Below are 15,291 nucleotides of genomic sequence, written 5' to 3'. Positions count from 1 at the left end.
TGCTTCTGAAGCTCTTGCTTTTCCTCTGACGTTAGATAGTTTCTGACTCCCATGGCTTATTCCAGAATTTTAATGTATTATACGCAGTTTAGATGACTAACAGCTTATAGCGGATTTCACTCGGTTGAAGTACATTACGATAATCCCCCCTGCCCCCCTTATCAAGGGGGGTACAGAGCGAACCTTAGACCGCTAGGTACTGGGGGGATCTAGAACCCAGCAACGGTGTATCTCACTCTATCGAGAACCGCTATAATTGTTTCAAATAAAGATAGTAACCGTCCCTCAGCGAGCGTTGAAGCTAGGGGACACTGGTTTCTAAAAATATAATCCTTGATTTCTCGTTGCCTAGAGCCCTTGTAGAGCACTGGCTATACAAGGCGTCCCATTTTAGCCGTCCAGTGCCAGGTTCTATGGCCTCTCGTAAGTTGGGTGACAGATCCATGACTGCAAGCGGGTTTGAGCAGGTGATGCACTTCAACCTTGAATGAGCGCTTTAGGGGCGGAATGACCCCGCCCATGCAACCCACGACGAGCATTTAACTCCCCCCAATGCGGGCCACGTCGCGGGCGTTTTCTTCAAAGGCGGCGGTGAGGGCATCGTCGCCTGTGAGGCCATCGGCGAGGGCTTTTTGGATGTGTTGCAGCACCCGTTTGTAGTCGCGGGGCATCACCTTAATGAACTTGGGCAACAGGGCTTCCCAGTTATCGAGGATGCGCTGCCCCAGTTTGCTTTCGGTGTAGTTGATATGGCGCTGGATTAGCTCTTGCAGGTCGCGGATTTCTTCGGGATCTTCCAGGGCTTCCAAGTCTACCATTTCGCGGTTGCAGCGGGTGGGGAAGTCGCCCGTTTCATCCAGCACGTAGGCGATGCCGCCGCTCATGCCTGCGGCAAAGTTGCGCCCGGTGCGACCTAGGACGATGGCTTTGCCCCCGGTCATGTATTCGCAGGCGTGGTCGCCTACCCCTTCTACCACGGCAGTGACGCCGGAATTGCGCACACAGAACCGCTCCCCAGCCAGCCCACGGATGAAGGCTTCGCCGCTGGTGGCCCCATAGAAGGCGACGTTTCCGGTGATGATATTTTCTGCCGGAACAAAGGTGGACTGTTTGGGCGGGTAGAGCAGGATTTTGCCGCCGCTCAGCCCCTTGCCCAGGTAGTCGTTGGCCTCGCCCTCCAGTTCGAGGGTAACGCCCTTGGGTACAAAGGCCCCAAAGCTTTGGCCAGCGCTGCCCTGGAAGTGGAGGTGAACGGTGTCTTCGGGGAGGCCGTCCCAGTGGCGTTTGGTGATTTCGTTGCCGAGGATCGTACCGACAACACGGTTAATGTTTTGGATCGGCAGGGTGGCGCTGACTTTTTCACCCCGTTCGATGGCGGGGGCACAGAGATCCAGCAGCTTGGTCATGTCTAGGGACTGCTCCAGGCCGTGATCCTGAGCCATCTGGCAGTAGCGACCGACCTCCGGGCCAACCTCCGGCTGGTGCAGGATGGGGGAGAGATCCAGCCCCTTGGCCTTCCAGTGGTCAATGGCAGCTTTGGGTTCCAAAACGTCGGTGCGGCCCACCATCTCATCCACGGTACGGAAGCCCAGTTGGGCCATCCATTCCCGCATTTCCTGGGCGATGAACCGCATGAAGTTGACCACATGGTCGGGGTCGCCCATGAAGTGCTTGCGGAGTTCGGGGTCTTGGGTGGCCACGCCCACGGGGCAGGTGTTCAGGTGGCAGACGCGCATCATAATGCAGCCCAGGGAAACCAGGGGTGCGGTGGAGAAGCCGAATTCCTCAGCCCCCAGCAGGGCACCAATCACCACGTCCCGCCCGGTCTTCATTTGGCCATCGGTTTCGACGACGACGCGGCTACGCAGGTTGTTCAGCACCAGGGTTTGGTGGGTTTCGGCGAGGCCCAGTTCCCAGGGCAGGCCAGCGTGTTTGATCGAGGTTTGGGGCGAGGCTCCGGTACCGCCATCGAACCCGGCAATTAGGATCACATCGGCGTGGGCCTTGGCCACCCCAGCGGCGATGGTGCCGACCCCCACTTCGGAAACGAGCTTGACGTTGATGCGGGCCTCGCGATTGGCGTTCTTGAGGTCGTGGATCAGTTCCGCCAGGTCTTCGATGGAGTAGATATCGTGGTGGGGCGGTGGCGAAATCAGGCCCACACCGGGGGTAGAGTGGCGCACCTTGGCCACCCAGGGGTAAACCTTGCGACCAGGTAGTTGGCCACCCTCACCGGGTTTTGCGCCCTGGGCCATTTTGATTTGAATTTCCTTGGCCTGGGAGAGGTACAGGCTTGTGACCCCAAACCGACCGGAAGCCACCTGTTTGATGGCGCTGTTTTTAGAGTCGCCCTGGTCGTTGGTCCAGGTGTAGCGTTCTGGGTCTTCGCCACCCTCCCCGGTGTTGGATTTGCCGCCGATGCGGTTCATGGCAATGGCCAGGGCTTCGTGGGTTTCCTTGGAAATGGAGCCGTAGCTCATCGCCCCAGTCTTAAATCGGCGGGTGATCGCCTCGATGGGTTCCACCTCCTCCAGGGGAATCGGTTCCCGCTGCTTAAACTGAAGCAGATCCCGCAGGCGGAAGAGTTGCTTATCTTGGTCGTTTACCAGTTTGGCGTACTGTTTGTAAGCCTCGTAGTCCCCGGTTCGCACCGCCTTTTGCAGGGCGTGGATCACTTCGGGGCTGAGCAGGTGGGCCTCCCCTTCCTTGCGCCACTGGTAGTCGCCGCCCACATCCAGGGTGACGTTTTCCGTGGGGCGGTCGGGGAAAGCGTGGCGATGGCGCTTGAGGGCTTCTTCGGCCAGCACATCCAGCCCCACCCCCTGAATCCGGGAGGCCGTCCAGGTGAAGTACTGGTCAATCACGCTTTGGTTCAGGCCCAGAGCTTCAAAAATCTGGGCACCGCGATAGCTTTGAATCGTGGAAATGCCAATCTTGGAGGCGATTTTGATCACCCCCTTGGTGACGGCCTTGATGAAGTTCTGACAGGCTTTGTCGAAATCCATCGGCGGCAAAAGCTGGTCGTCCATCATGCCCTGGATGGTGTCGAACACCAGGTAGGGGTTGATCGCGCCGCAGCCGTAGCCAATCAGGGTGGCGAAATGGTGGACTTCACGGGGTTCGCCGGATTCCAGCACCAGGCCCACACGGGTACGGCTACCGTTGCGGATCAGGTGGTGGTGCAATCCGGCCACGGCCAGCAGAGCAGGAATGGGGGCTTGGCTAGCGTTCACATCCCGGTCGGACAGGATAATCAGGCTCTTGCCCTCGGCGATGGCCGCATCCGCCGCCGCACAGATGTTGTCCAGAGCGGATTTCAGGCCCGCTTCGCCCTCGCTAGCAGAGAACACCATCGGCAACGTCACCGAGGGGAAGCCGCTGTCCCCAGCCGTCTTCAGCTTGGCCAGTTCCCCATTGGTGATGATCGGCGTATTCAGGCTAATTAACCGACAGCTTTCTGGCTCTGGCTTCAGCAGGTTGCGCTCGCTGCCAATGGTGGTTTGGGCCGAGGTGATGATCGCCTCGCGGATGGAGTCAATCGGCGGGTTCGTTACTTGGGCAAAGAGCTGGTGGAAATAGTCGTACAGCAAGCGGGGCTTGTTAGACAGCACGGGCAACGGCGTATCGGTGCCCATCGCGCCCACCGCCTCCACGCCGTTCTCCGCCATCGGCTTCAGCAGCAGGCGCAGTTCCTCGAAGCTATAGCCAAAGGCCGTTTGCAGAATCGGTAGGGGCGCAGGCTGGGGCGCGGCAGGTACGGGGGATTCGGGCAGGTCAGCCAGCTTCACCAAATGCTGATCGAGCCATTCCCGGTAGGGCTGTTCGCTGGCGACTTGGTGCTTAATTTCCTCGTCGGCGACGATGCGGCCTTCGTCCATATTCACTAGGAACATCCGACCGGGTTCTAGACGACCCTTGTAGGCCACGTTTTCGGGGGCGATGGGCAGCACACCAGCCTCCGAGGCCATGATCACCAGATCGTCCTTCGTCACCGTGTAGCGGGAGGGCCGCAGACCGTTGCGATCCAGCACTGCGCCCATCATGGTGCCGTCGGTAAAGGCGATGGCGGCGGGGCCGTCCCAGGGTTCCATCAGGCAGGCGTGGTACTCATAAAAGGCTTTCTTCTCGGCGCTCATGGATTCGTGGGCCGTCCAGGGTTCGGGCACCATCATCATCATGGCGTGGGGCAAGGATCGGCCCGAAAGCGCCATCAGTTCTAGGGTGTTGTCAAAAATGCCGGAGTCGCTGCCGTCCTTGTTGATCACAGGCTGGGTGCGCCGCAGGTCGTCGCCAAACAGGTCGGTCTCAAACATCGATTGCCGAGCATACATCCAGTTGATGTTGCCGCGCAGGGTGTTGATTTCGCCGTTGTGGGCAATGTAGCGGTAGGGGTGAGAGCGCTCCCAACTGGGGAAGGTGTTGGTGCTGAAGCGCGAATGCACCAGGGCCAGGGCGCTTTCCATATCGGGGTCGGCCAGGTCGGGGAAGTACAGCCCCACCTGTTCCGGGGTCAGCATTCCCTTATAAACCAGAGTGCGGCAAGACAGGCTGGTGGCATACCAGTAGGGGTCAATTCCCGTCGGGCGAATCGCAGAGTGAGAACGCTTACGAATCACGTACAGCTTGCGCTCAAAGGCGAGTTCATCGGCTACATCGGGGGTGCGCTCGATGAACACCTGCTCCATAAAGGGTTCGCTGGCCTTGGCCGTATCGCCCAGGGAGGAATTGTCCGTCGGCACATTCCGCCAGCCCAAGACCCGCAGCCCCTCCTCTTCTACGATGCGCTCCAGCAATCGCCGCCCCTTCTCCCGATCCGCCGGATCAGGCGTCGAGAAAAAGAAGCCCACCCCATAGTGACCGGGCTGGGGTAGGGTAATGCCTTCCGTCGCTGCCACCTTGGCCATGAATTTGTGGGGCATTTGCAGCAAAATTCCGGCCCCGTCGCCCGTGTTGGCCTCGGCCCCTACCGCCCCTCGGTGGGACAGATTCACCAAAATCGTTAGCCCCTGATCCACAATGCTGTGGGACTGCTGGCCCTTCATGTGGACAATAAAGCCCACACCGCAGGCATCGTGCTCGTACTGGGGATGATACAGACCTTGGGCTTGGGGCGGTTGAATTCGGCTCATACGGGTCGAACTAAAGTAACGACGGCGGACAACAGCACCAGGGGCAGCCAACAGATATGGACTTTAACCTGGCTTAATCCATCCGTATTCTCTAGTCAGATGATTGATTTGCCCCCATCTCTTAAGAAAAATATCAGTATCAATTCCCAGGAAGTCCCTTGACCTGTAGGCGGTGGTAAACGCCATTCTGTACGTTCTGATACCAGGCTCGCCCGGTTGCGCTTACCCCAGGACGTCCTCCCTACTCCATGTCTATCCCGACTTCCGGCCATGGAAAAGCGACCGGAAGAGTGTGCCCAGTGCGGTGATGGTGAATCAATCGGTGGGTTATGAAAGCCCAAGGGATTGTCTTGATCTCTTGACTGTGGTTGGTGGAGCGTACCTGTGACCCCCTTGGTGTTGTCGGTGGTGATGGTAGAATTTTGCCACTTTTTTATCATTCTTCTCGGCTACAGCCATAGATAGAAAGCTGATCCAGATCTCAAAGTTCCGCCCCAATCTCAAGTTCTCACCCTAATTTTACCCATGGGTACCCATCCTCTTGAAACTGCCATTGCTGACTACCGCCATTGGATGACCCAGTTGGCGGCGGAACAGCCCTGGAGTGAGGAAACAGTCTTGGCCACCCTACGCAGCCGAGATCGCACCCAGTACTTAATCGACCAGTTAGCCGATAGCTCCCATGATGTGGTGATTGCGCCGCAAATTTGGCTAGAGTTGGCCAATACCGATGCCGATCTCGGTCGCCAGAGTGAGCGGTTGGGCACCGTGCCGCCCCTGGCGGACTGGCGTAAGAGTGTGCATCCGCCCGATCATCATTGGTGGTGGTTTCCCCCGGATCCGGAATCGCCTAAGGAAGCCCTGGGCTGGCTGTGGGGTGGCCTCACCATTGCCCTGCTCACCATTAGCTTTGCCCTGGCCCAGGACGTGGCCAGTCGCTTTACCGCCAGTGCGCCGGGGATTTGGAGTTCCCTGGGGGCGATTGTGCCCGTGGTGCTCACCCTGTTTGCCAGCGGCGGTGCCCTGACCCAGGTGGGACAGCAGGCTTTAGAAACCTTGGTGTTGAGCTTTGGCCCCGCCCGACAAAATTGGGCCAAGCTAAAGTTTTTTCTGGCCCTAGCCCTGGCCACGGGGCTATTTCTGTTCCATTCCCTGGGGTTGCCCCGCATTGCCGCTATCTACAACCAACAGGGGCAAGACCACTACAAAACCGGAGACTGGGCCAGCGCCCAAACCAATTTCCAGCAAGCCCTCAACCTTATGCCCGATTACCCCGAAGCCCAGTTCCGCATGGGGGTGATGTATGAGGAGTTTCAGCAGTTTGACTCCGCCCGTTCCGAATACCTGCGGGCGATGCGGGCGGGCTATCTCCCGGCATACAATAACCTGGCCCGCCTCTATCTTCGCCAGGACAACCCCAATGAGGCGGTGACCCTACTGCGGATGGCCCTCAGCAGTCCCACCTTGTCAGACCAGGAGCCGGAGCTTCAGTACGCCCTGTATAAGAACCTGGGCCAAGCCCGCCTGGATCAGGGTCGCCTGCCGGAGGCGGAAACCGCTCTGCTGGAGGCCATCACCATCGGCGCATCCCTAGATCCCCCCCGGCCCGATGCCTACTGTCTGCTGGCCCAGGTGATTGAGGCCCAGGAGGCGGATCCCAATGCCATGCCCAGTCCCTCCCCCTCCGGTGGCGTCCCCCCCTTGCCCACGGCGACGGAGGCCTGGACGCAATGTCTACAACTGGCTAACCGTCCCGAATATGACGCCTGGGAAGGCATGGCCCGCCAAGCCCTCACCCAGCCCGCCCCTATCCCGCCCTCGGAGCCTCCCAATGCTAACTAACCCCCATTGTTCTCCCTCCCCCCGCCTACCTTGGGTAACGGCGCTTTCCCTCGCTGTGTGGGTGCTTTTTCCCGGTGTCGCCCAGGCATCCCTGGCCCGAATTGTGTCGGTGCAGGGGGCGGTGGAGGTACGACGGGCCACGGGCACCATCTTTCAGCCTGCGTCTCCTGGTACGGCCCTCTACGGCCCGGATATTCTGCGACCCAGCCGGGGCAGTCGGGTGGAGGTGGTCTGCCCCAATGGCCGCACTCGGTGGGTGGTGCCAGCAGGGACGGTGTCGGCGGTGAATAATGGCTGTCCCGGCACGCCATCGGCCCTCAAGCCTGAGTTTGGGGTGGGCGACCTGCGCGGCGGCAGCGACCCAGCGATTCCCTACATCATTGCCCCCCGTCAGGATGTGGTGCTTAGCCCCACTCCCACCCTGCAATGGAACCCCGTGGAGGGGGCCAGCCAATACACCGTTTCCCTACGCACCCGCCGAGGCAGCCTGTGGGAAATTACCACCCCAGAGTCCACCCTGCCCTACCCCGCCGACCAACCGCCCCTTTCCCCCGGCACCCGCTACACCCTGGTGGTGCAAGCCGACACGGGCACCGCATCCACCGACGAGCCACCAGAACTGGCCTTTAACCTGCTGGCCGGAGATGAGGCCACCGAAGCCACTGAACAAATCGCCGCTGTGCAAGCCTTCGACCTACCGGAACTGGCCAAAACCCTGATCCTGGTGGAGGAGGTCTACCCCCGCTACCAACTCACTGCCGCCGCCCTAGCCGATCTGGAAAACCTGGTTTCCCAAGGGTTTGACCTCGCCCAGGTGCGCCGACTATTGGGGGATATCTACCTGCGCAGCGGCCTGAGTTTGCGGGCGGAAACCCACTACCTGCGGGCCGTGGCCCTGGCCATCGCCACCGATAATCTGGAGGAACAGGTCATGGCCCAGTACGGCCTAGGCACCCTTTACAACCGCACGGGTAACCCCGAAGCCGCCGCCGCCCAGCTTGCCGCCGCCCAAGCCGGAGCCGAAGCCCTCGGCAACGCCACCCTAGCCGCCGATATTGCCAATGAACGACAGCCGCCCCCAAGGTAGGGAGCGAAAGAAATCTAACGCCCCTCGTCGCCGCCGCCATCGGCTATCCCAACATCCCTTCCAACTGGGCAGCGAGGGCAAAATCACCATCCAACTGAAAGCCCGCTACCAGGACTACCAAGCTGATGGCGCGATCACGGAAAGCACCGTTAACCTGATTTTGGTACCGCCCCTGCTAGAGCGATTGGGTCTTTGCGACCCACCCTACAAAATTCAGGGAGAACAGTTTGTTCGCTTTCAGATTGAGGATGGCGACACCCTGTTAGAGGGGCTTATCGACGTTTTGGTGGTGCAATCTGGGCTTTGGCTGGTGTTGTTAGAGAGCACGCGCTACGGCTTTAGCGTGATGCAAGCCTTGCCCCAAACCCTGGCCTATATGATGGGCAACCCAGAAGCCCAAGCCCCTATCTTTGGCCTCATTACCACCGGGGAAGACTACCTGTTTGTTAAGTGAAGTGGACTCAACGGCGTCAGTACGATGTATCCGACAAGTTCACGCTATCGACCCGCCAGGGCACCAACTCTATACCGTAACCGCTATTCTCAAACGCCTGCTGGGCCTACCGTCGGTTGGCAAACCTTAGCCCCGTGATACCAATCGATGAAGTCCACCGACTGAAGGCAACAAAACGTCCCCCAAACCCATGGCCCCCGCTGACAAAATGCGCCTAAAACCTAAAGGAATCTAACGCAACTTTGCCCCAACCCCCATCTATCGGCTAAACCTGGGATAGGCTGTTGTCTTTTCCCGTTGCGGTTTTGCCCCTATGCGCCTTTCTTGGAAATGGCTTTGGTTGCTGGTTGCCCTGGGCCTGCCCCTGGCCCCCGGTGGGCTAACCATGCCCCTACCTGCCATTGCCCAAACGGCCCCCAATGAAGCCCAATCCGCAGAAGCCGACCGCCTCTTTCAGCAGGGGATACAGCAATATGACGCTAGCCAGTTTCGTGATGCATCGCAGTCGTGGCAAGCTGCATTAGAACTCTATCGGGCCGTTGGAAATCGTGCTGGGGAAGGTCATGTGCTAGGCAACCTGGGTATTGCCTACAGTCACTTAGGACAACCGCTTAAAGCCCTTGATTGTCACCAGCAGCGCCTAGCTATTGTCCGTGAAAGTGGGGATCGTGAAAGGGAAGTGGACACCCTAGGCAATCTAGGCAATGTCTACAATGATCTAGGGCAGCATTCGCAAGCATTAGACTACTATCAGCAAGGTTTAGCCTTAGCTCGCGAGATCGGAGATCACCAGGGAGAAGCAAGCGCCTTGGGCAATTTGGGCAATGTATATAGTGATCTGGGGCAATATCGAGACGCCATTGACTTCTACCAGCGCAGTATGAATTTGGCTCGAGAGAGTGACAATCGGGCCGCAGAGAGGGCAGCCTTAGGCAATATAGGCATTGCTTACCATGATCTCGGACAATATGCTCAAGCCATTATTTATCACCAACAACAACTGGTGATGGCTCGTGAAGACAGAAATCGTTATGAAGAAAGTAACGCTCTGGGTAACTTGGGCAGCGATTACTACGGTCTGGGACGATATCCACAGGCGATGGATTACTACCAGCAAAGTTTAGCCCTTGCTCGTAGCATTGAGGATCGTGATGGAGAAGCCAACGCCATAGGTAACTTGGGTCATGTTTACCGTAGTTTAGGGCAATATTCGCAAGCTCTAAACGCTTACCAGCAACACCTGACCCTAGCCCGTGAGATGGACAATCGCACTGAAGAGGCTCATGCCTTGGGCAATTTAGGTTTAGTCTATCGACATCTTGGTCAGTATACTCAAGCTATTGAAGCTCTACAGCAAAGATTGGCTGTGGCTCAGGAAATGGAAGATCGAGTTGGAGAAGGCGCTGCTCTAGGCAATTTGGGCAATGTTTACTACGTCCTAGAAGACTATGGGCAGGCTATCAACTACCATCAGCGACACCTGACCATCGCTCGCGAGATTATTAATTCCCAGGGAGTAATCAATGCTCTCTGCAACTTAGGTAATGCTTACTACCAGCTCGAAGATTACCCGCAGGCCATCAGTGTTTACCAACAATCTCTAGCGCTTGCCCGCACAATTGGAGATCGTGCTGGGGAAGGACGTGCCCTCAATAATTTGGGTATCGTTTATGGAGATCTCAATCAGCCAGAGTTGGCTATTATTTTCCTCAAAGAAGCAGTCAACAGCTATGAAACAATTCGCACCAACAACCGTGCTCTAGCGCAATCCCTGCAAGACTCCTACACCGAGACCGTAGCCGATACCTACCGTTCCCTGACCAACCTCTTGCTAGACCAAGGCCGAATTCTTGAAGCTCAGCAGGTTTTAGAACTGTTGAAGGTTGAAGAACTACGGAAGTTCACCCGCGCCCACTACTCCGGCGGCACCCTCACCTACGACCCCGTCGAACAGCCCGTTGTAGAGGCCCACGGTAGCCTCATTGCCCTCGGCGTGGCCATTTCAGAATGCGACCCCAACTGTCCCCAAACCCTCTACGACCAGCAGATGGCCCTAGAGCGACAGTACGACCAAACCGTGGCAAGTTTTGAGCAAACCGTGCGCCAAAGACGAGCCAGCGACAGGGTTTTCTATGACCCCACGAGCCTCTCCAGCGATGCCCTCGATTTGGTCAATGCCCAGCCCGGTACGGTGTTGATCTATCCCGTGGTGCTGGAGGATCGGCTGTGGCTGCTGTGGACAGCCACGGGTGGCGTGGTGGGCAGCGTGGAGGTGGCGGTTTCCCAGGCAGAACTGAGTCGGGCGGTGGTGCGGTTTCGGGAATTGTTGGAACGGCAGGATGCCCAAGCCTACGACGAGTTTAAGGTGGTCTCTCAGCAACTCTATGGCTGGCTAATTGCCCCCCTAGAAGCCGAGCTAGAGAAAAACCGTATTCGCCAGTTGATCTTCGCCCAAGACCACACCACCCGCTACCTGCCCATGGCTGCCCTCTACGACGGTAGCCAGTATTTGCTGGAACGCTACACCATTTCCACGGTGCTTTCAGCGGCCCTCACCGATACCCAGGGACGGTTGGGAGATGTGGCATCCGTTTCAGCCCTGGGGTTGGGACTTACCCAGCCTATTCCCGGCTTTAACGCCCTGCCCAACGTGGCCCAAGAACTGCGAGAAGCCATCCGCGAGTCCAACAACGACGACCGTGGCATCTTCCCTGGCCAAATTTTCCTCGATGAGGCTTTTACCTTCGATGCGCTCAGCCAAAACGTGCGGTGGGCCAACATTCTGCACATCGCCACCCATGCCGAATTTGTGCCCAGCACCCAGGGCGAATCCTATATCCTCTCGGGTACGGGGCAGCGCCTTGCCCTAGCCGATATTGGTGCCTTGGATGCGCAGCTTCGCAATCTGCACTTGGTGATTCTGTCGGCCTGTGAGACAGCCCTCGGTGGATCCGCTCTTGACGGCACCGAAATTGCCGGAGTGAGTTCCTACTTTTTGGGACGCAACAAGGCTGAAACCGTGATGGCCACCCTGTGGCAAGTGGACGATGCCGGAACTAGCCTACTGATGCAACGCTTTTATGCCCTGCTGTCCACCGGAGAGTTGACCAAGGCCGAGGCCCTGCGTCAGGCCCAACTGAGTTTGCTAAAGGGAGAAGCCAGTCTAGACAACCGCATGGATACCTTGGGCATCCGGCGCGGTTTTGAGCTAGCAGAACCGGAGGAGTCTTCCGTGGGCTTGGCCCACCCCTACTACTGGGCACCGTTCATCCTGATTGGCAACGGGCTATAACCCATCTCCCCAACCACTTCAGCCGTCTAGGCCCATCTGGGTCTATCGTCTCTTAACCCGGTAGCCAATGTCTCGGCGACAATACATCCCCTCAAAGTGGATTTTATCCACCGCAGTGTAGGCATTGGTAATGGCAGACTCGAAGGTATCGCCCAGGCCCGTTACCCCCAAGACTCGGCCTCCGTTGGCGGTGATGATGCCTCCCTTGGCCTGGGTGCCCGCATGGAACACCAGTGCCCCGGTGTCGGCGGCTTCGGTCAGGCCGGAAATTTCCATGCCCTTGGGGTAGGCATCGGGGTAGCCCTCAGCGGCCAGCACCACACAGGCAGCGGCACCAGGTTTCCACTCCAGCGGTGGCAGGGATTCTAAACGACCCTCAATACAGGCCAGGATCACCTGATCCAGCGGCGTTTCTAGCAGAGGCAGCACTGCCTGGGTTTCGGGATCGCCAAAGCGACAGTTAAATTCCACCACCTTCGGGTCACCCTGGGGGGTAATCATCAGCCCCGCATAGAGCACACCACGATAGTCGATACCACGACGACGCAGGGTGGCGATGGCGGGTTCCAGCACCTCGGTTTGGATGCGCTCCATCAGGGCCGGAGTAACCACTGGGGTAGGGGCGTAGGATCCCATGCCACCCGTGTTGGGGCCAGTGTCGCCCTCACCGATGGCCTTGTGGTCTTGGGCGGGCACCAGGGGCCGAATGGTTTGGCCGTCGGTTACAGCCAGCACCGAGGCCTCCTGCCCGATCATGAATTCTTCGATGACTACCTGGCTTCCAGCAGAGCCAAACTTGCCACTGAAAATCTCGGAGACGGCATCACTGGCCGCTTCGAGGGTTTGGGCCACCATCACCCCTTTGCCCGCCGCCAAGCCATCGGCCTTCACCACAATGGGGACTTTCTGGGTCTTGAGGTAAGCCAGAGCGGTTGCTTCCTCCTCAAAGACCTCCGCTTGGGCAGTGGGAATGCCCGCTTCCATCATCAGCGCCTTGGCCCACGCCTTGCTGGCTTCAATCTGTGCCCCCGCCTGACAGGGGCCAAACACCTTCAGCCCTTGGGCCTGAAGAAAGTCGGTAATCCCCAGGGCAAGAGGTTGCTCTGGCCCCACGACGACCAGTTCTAGGTTGTTGACCAAGGCAAACCGCGCAATGCCCTCAAAGTCTTCGGGGTTGAGGGCCAAATTGCGGCAGTGGGGCAGGTTCGCCGTACCGCCATTGCCCGGAATACAAACCACCTCGGTGATTTTGGGAGACTGAAGCAACACCCAAGCAAGGGTATGTTCTCGGCCACCACTGCCGATCACTAATGCTTTCACAGAGAACCTCCCAAGGGATAACGTAATCTCATCAGCGCCACACCACTGTATCGCGAACCCATGTATCGCGAACCTAGAATGCCACTAACTAGCCCCTTTGGACAGCCTAGCAGTGACAATTTCGCCCTCTATTCTCCCACGTTCCTGACCTTCTAGAATGGGGTTGTCAGGGTGCCACTCATGGGGAATAGAGCTTAGATGAGTTGCGCTTGGGCCTAACCCATCTAAGCTGAGATTCTAAAATTCTGCTGATCGACACCTACGGATCGCCTGCGATCCATTCGCCTAAGGACACCTGGCAGCCATGCCCCACAGCAGTGTGGCATGGATCGCTGAAACCTAAGCCCTTAACGAGACTTGCACTCGTGACCTCTCCCTAGAGGGAATGATAGCGCTACTCGAAAACAACCTTAATGATGTGAACCTTAAGGGCACCTCGATTAATTACCGTATAGCGAACATGAAAAGCCTGAAACCCTTGAAATTTCGTAGCTACTCCCACGAAGATTTGGATTTTTCGAGGTGCCCTTAAGGGAATCTTGAAACCCCTTAAGAGGGCGTTTGAAAAGCGGCGTAGCCAGTAAAAAAGCTCACACGGTGTAGGCTGGAGGTAGAAACACTTCTTAGCCTCGTGAGAGCCAGGACTACAGCTTACACCAGCAACTTAACCCGCGATCAGTTTGAGTGAATTGAACCCCTCTTACCGCCAGCCAAGCCTGGTGGTCGCCCCCGAAGTGTCTGTCTATGGGCGGTGCTGAACGCGATCTTCTACCTGGTCAAGCACGGATGCACGTGGCGAGACCTGCCGAGCGACTTTCCGGCTTGGCAAACGGTCTACACCGACTATCGAACCTGGGTGAACGATGGCACCTGGGATGCGTTCACGACCGACTACGGGCCTGGGTTCGGGTCTCGGAAGGACGACCGGAAAGCCCATCGGAGGTGATTTTGGATCGTCGAAGCGTTGCGGCTGCGCCGATGGTGCATCGAGCGGTGGGCGTTGATGCCGCCAAAAAGATGAAGGGACGCAAGCACCACGGTGTGGTCGATACCTTGGGGCTGATGATGGCGGTCGTGATCACCGCTGCCAGCGTCACCGAGCGAGAGGGGGGAAAACAGGTGTTGCAAAAACTCCATCAGATGGGGGCGGCGATGGCTCGCATTGATCTGGTGTGGGTGGATGGCGGCTACAGCGGCTTTAAGTTTATCCAATAGACGATGGACACCTTGGGCTGGATTGTGGAAGTGGTGTTGCGCCCGAAGGAAGTCAAGGGGTTTGTTCTGGTCAGGAAATGCTGGATTGTGGAGCGTATCTTTGGCTGGTTGCGCTGGTCTCGACGATTAGTGCAGGGAGAGTGTTCAGATTTTTGTGTAAGCCTGTGACGGTTCAGAGTTTGAATCGTTCTGGAAATAGGGTAGCAAAAGGCAATCAGGATATCCTTCACGCCCCGGTTTTTGAGGTCGGTGAGCACCTTGAGCCAGAACTTGGCCCCCTCCGCCTCCGCCTCGCCAATCCACAGACCTAGCAGGGTTTTGCTGCCCTCCACCGTCACCACCAGGACGACGTAGACGGCCCGCTTGCTGACTCGCCCGGACACCTTGATATTGACGTAGAGGGCGTCGAGATAAACTATCGGGTAACACCTCATCGAGGGGCCGACATTGCCACGCTTTGACGTCCTCGCTGACCGCATCGGTGACCTCACTAATCAGCGAGGTCGAGACATTGACCCTATAGCGTTCTTCCCGTTGAGCACTGATGTCTCGGGTGCTGCTGCCACGGGCATAGAGCGTCAGAATCTTCTCGTCGAGCCCCGCCATGCGCCACCGATTGATCAAGTTGCTGAAAGACCACGGCGAAACGGAGCAGCGGAGACCGGACGATCACGCTAGGCCGCAGCCCTCCCTAGAAAAAGCGATGGCCTAGGGTATCAGCATTGAGTCGATGCCATCCAGAATGGGCAAGGTGTGTCCCAGGTGCAGCTCCAAGATCAGCCATTCCTCCAAGGTGCTTTGTTGGTATTAGATGTGGTTAGGACAAAGCACGAAAGCCGTTGTCCTAAGCTGTTAGTCATCTAAACTGCGTATAATACATTAAAATTCTGGAATAAGCCATGGGAGTCAGAAACTATCTAACGTCAGAGGAAAAGCAAGAGCTTCAGAAGCA

Annotated in this window: 6 protein-coding genes and 2 pseudogenes; 5 read left to right on the top strand and 3 right to left on the bottom strand. The window is 57.7% G+C overall.

The window, feature by feature from the left end:
* Positions 1-539: 539 nt before the first annotated feature.
* Positions 540-5,129, bottom strand: coding sequence for a glutamate synthase large subunit (gltB, locus tag H6G62_RS23375; RefSeq protein ID WP_190499694.1), 4,590 nt, complete (start codon positions 5,127-5,129; stop codon positions 540-542).
* A gap of 525 nt (positions 5,130-5,654) precedes the next feature.
* Between gltB and H6G62_RS23370 the strand changes: the two genes are divergently transcribed.
* From H6G62_RS23370 to H6G62_RS23355, 4 genes are all read left to right on the top strand, one after another.
* On the top strand, positions 5,655-6,971 hold the full coding sequence (locus tag H6G62_RS23370; protein WP_190499692.1) for a tetratricopeptide repeat protein: 1,317 nt from the start codon (positions 5,655-5,657) through the stop codon (positions 6,969-6,971).
* The gene (locus tag H6G62_RS23365; RefSeq protein ID WP_190499690.1) at positions 6,961-8,058 is read left to right on the top strand and encodes a tetratricopeptide repeat protein; all 1,098 of its coding nucleotides are present in this window, start codon (positions 6,961-6,963) and stop codon (positions 8,056-8,058) included. The genes H6G62_RS23370 and H6G62_RS23365 overlap by 11 nt, the downstream gene beginning before the upstream one ends.
* Positions 8,033-8,512, top strand: coding sequence for a hypothetical protein (locus tag H6G62_RS23360; protein ID WP_190499689.1), 480 nt, complete (start codon positions 8,033-8,035; stop codon positions 8,510-8,512). The genes H6G62_RS23365 and H6G62_RS23360 overlap by 26 nt, the downstream gene beginning before the upstream one ends.
* Before the next feature lie 313 nt (positions 8,513-8,825).
* Positions 8,826-11,804, top strand: coding sequence for a tetratricopeptide repeat protein (locus tag H6G62_RS23355; protein WP_190499687.1), 2,979 nt, complete (start codon positions 8,826-8,828; stop codon positions 11,802-11,804).
* Positions 11,805-11,846: 42 nt separating this feature from the next.
* On the opposite strand, the gene purD is transcribed toward H6G62_RS23355, so the two are convergent.
* On the bottom strand, positions 11,847-13,124 hold the full coding sequence (gene purD, locus H6G62_RS23350) for a phosphoribosylamine--glycine ligase (RefSeq protein ID WP_190499685.1): 1,278 nt from the start codon (positions 13,122-13,124) through the stop codon (positions 11,847-11,849).
* Positions 13,125-13,812: 688 nt separating this feature from the next.
* Here purD and H6G62_RS28070 point away from each other — a divergent pair.
* Positions 13,813-14,468 (top strand): annotated as a pseudogene (locus H6G62_RS28070) (IS5 family transposase); the annotation flags it as partial.
* 74 nt (positions 14,469-14,542) lie between these two features.
* Here H6G62_RS28070 and H6G62_RS23340 read toward each other — a convergent pair.
* Positions 14,543-14,954 (bottom strand): annotated as a pseudogene (locus tag H6G62_RS23340) (transposase); the annotation flags it as partial.
* Positions 14,955-15,291: the final 337 nt, after the last annotated feature.

The organism is Phormidium sp. FACHB-1136 (genome assembly GCF_014697375.1).
Classification (GTDB): domain Bacteria; phylum Cyanobacteriota; class Cyanobacteriia; order Phormidesmidales; family Phormidesmidaceae; genus Nodosilinea.
The sequence above is the reverse complement of the archived record's forward strand: the minus strand, read 5'-3'. Positions and strand labels throughout refer to the sequence as shown.

Excerpts from the sequence above, each read along its gene's own strand:
- H6G62_RS23355 (WP_190499687.1), top strand. The coding sequence starts at position 8,826 with ATGCGCCTTTCTTGGAAATGGCTTTGGTTGCTGGTTGCCCTGGGCCTG.
- H6G62_RS23365 (WP_190499690.1), top strand. The coding sequence starts at position 6,961 with ATGCTAACTAACCCCCATTGTTCTCCCTCCCCCCGCCTACCTTGGGTA.
- gltB (WP_190499694.1), bottom strand. The coding sequence starts at position 5,129 with ATGAGCCGAATTCAACCGCCCCAAGCCCAAGGTCTGTATCATCCCCAG.
- H6G62_RS23360 (WP_190499689.1), top strand. The coding sequence starts at position 8,033 with ATGAACGACAGCCGCCCCCAAGGTAGGGAGCGAAAGAAATCTAACGCC.
- H6G62_RS23370 (WP_190499692.1), top strand. The coding sequence starts at position 5,655 with ATGGGTACCCATCCTCTTGAAACTGCCATTGCTGACTACCGCCATTGG.